Origin of the sequence: Candidatus Kurthia intestinigallinarum (assembly GCF_003991225.1) — a bacterium.
In the GTDB taxonomy this organism is placed as follows: Bacteria; Bacillota; Bacilli; order Bacillales_A; family Planococcaceae; genus Kurthia; species Kurthia populi.
The window spans coordinates 1-2304 of record NZ_JTFC01000052.1; the positions used below are offsets into that span (position 1 = coordinate 1).

2 protein-coding genes are annotated in these 2304 nt (G+C 38.9%); both read left to right on the forward strand.

The genetic code is table 11. The annotated features are described in order from the left end of the window. Positions 1-917 (forward strand): plasmid recombination protein (locus QI30_RS18555; RefSeq protein ID WP_126992063.1); only part of this gene is annotated, 917 nt, incomplete at its 5' end. Positions 918-1216: 299 nt separating this feature from the next. Next, entirely contained in the window at positions 1217-2152 is a 936-nt protein-coding gene (locus QI30_RS18560; protein ID WP_126992064.1) for a protein rep, read from the forward strand. The last annotated feature ends 152 nt before the right edge of the window (positions 2153-2304 follow it).

A 2304-nucleotide genomic window follows, 5' to 3' on the forward strand; every position in this document is an offset into this window, starting at 1 on the left:
TCGAAGATTTTGAGAAGCGAAATCCGAATTTAAAAGTATATAATGCGGTCATCCATAATGACGAAGCTACTCCTCATATGCACTTGAATTTTGTTCCGGTTGCGAGCGGCTATAAGCGAGGACTTGAAAAACAAGTGTCGTTTGACCGTGCGATTATTCAACAAGATCCGGCGTTGGATAAAACTCGCCCGTTTGATGATTGGCGGGAAAAAGAAGTCCAGTTGCTAGAAGAAAAATTATTGGATCGTGGAATTGAGCGGAAATTGGTTGGCACGAATTCATATAAAGACGTGAATGAATACAAGGAAAAACAGGACTTATTGAACGAAATTGCCGTGTTAGAGGGGAAAGTCGATGAAAAGAAAAATGAGTTTTTAGCGATTAGCAAAAATGTTCCTGATAAGAATTTGGTGCTGAAACCAAAGCGAAAAGAAATCAAAACCGAAGTCGTTCCGAAAATGTTCGGGAAACCGGAAATCCATCAAAAAGAAACCGGGAATTATGTTTTCACTCCTAAGCAGATGGAACAGCTGGAAACAATCGTGACAGCTGCGGTTGCGGTAAAAAAAGATTATGAGCGGTTGCAAAGTATGAATCCTGTCATAGAAAATGAAAAGCTTCGTGAGGAAGTCTATCAAAAGACCAATGAAAATTATAAGCTGAAGAACGAAAATAAGGAACTCCGTTCAGAGAACAGAGATTTAAAAGACCTGATAGGCGATTTACGGCACGAAGTCGGTTTGTTGTATCAAAGTGCCAAAGATTTCGTAAAAGAGCGTACAGAGGGCGTCAGGGCCGTTAAAAACGTTTTTAAGGAATTAGTAGATAAAGTGAGGGAGCGAAACCCTGGGAGCGAATTTGAGCGCCTGTATAAGCGTGAGAAAGCTCGGGAGAGGGATCGAGGAATGGAAAGATGAAAACACGCCTTTTAGGCGTGTTTTTTAAGGTTTTGAGCGAAGCGAAAAACGGTTTTTTCTTATCTTGATATAAGGGTAACATCTTCGATTTACCCTGAAGGGTCTTGAGCCCTTGATACGTATGGCTTTAACGCAAAAAAACTTGCATTCTACAGCATAGTGTTGTATTGTTTTAATTGTCGAGATCAAAACAATAAACTATGAAGGTAGGTGCAAGTTTTTAAGTGCCGTGATTGGCGTTTATTAACTTAAGTTATATGAGCCACTATAAAGCAAAATCCAAAAAGAATCAAGACATTATGGTCAAGTCCACGAAGAAAAAACGGCGAAACGGTGTATTAGCGTACTTTATGGAAAAGCTAGTTTCTGAAGATGTGGTCTCGGAAAATACTTTAAAACTCATAAGGGAGTGCAATACGTTCATGATGATGGTTGCTGATGAAAACCTGGAAAAGAAAAAACAGCATAAGGGGAATACGTGCAAAAACCGTTTCTGTCCGATCTGTGCATGGAAGAAATCTCGAAAAGATGCGTTGGCTCTGTCCGTCATGATGGCTTATCTAAAGCAAGAGGAAAAGAAAGAGTTTATCTTTGTGACCTTAACAGCGCCGAACGTGCCAGCTGATGAACTGGAAGATGAAATTAAGGGTTACAACCATTCGTTCAAAAAGTTGATGGAACGCAAGGAAGTTAAGAAAATCGCAAAGGGTTATGCTCGGAAATTAGAAATCACCTACAACGAAGAGCGTGAGGATTACCACCCACATTTTCATGTGCTCATTGCAGTCAACAAAAGTTACTTCACGGATACAAAACAATATATCACTCGGGATCGGTGGCTGGAGTTGTGGCAGCAAGTCACAAAAAACCCTTTGATTACACAAGTTGATGTGCGGAAAGTTCGAAACGGTCGAGATGATAAAGTGTATGAGATTGCGAAGTACTCCGCAAAAGACAGCGATTACTTAATCAGCCAAGAAGTTTTCGAGGTGTTTTATAAAGCCTTAAAAGGCAAACGGTTAATTGTCTACTCAGGTCTATTCAAAGACGCTATGACCAAATTTAAAAATGGCGAATTAGATGGCTACAAGGAAAAAGATGTGACGAAGTATGTGTATGCGATCATGTATAACTGGGGCGGTAAAAGGTACATCGAATTAGAAAAACGGTATTTGACCGATGATGAACTGGAAGAGATCAATGGGAAATTGATTGATGAAAAAGAAGTAGATTAAGATACAATAGATTTCAACAAACGGGCCATATTGTTGTATAAGTGATGAAATACTGAATTTAAAACTTAGTTTATATGTGGTAAAATGTTTTAATCAAGTTTAGGAGGAATTAATTATGAAGTGTAATGAATGTAACAGGGTTCAATTAAAAG

Coding starts and splice junctions, on each gene's coding strand:
- QI30_RS18560 (WP_126992064.1), top strand. CDS start 1,217: ATGGTCAAGTCCACGAAGAAAAAACGGCGAAACGGTGTATTAGCGTAC.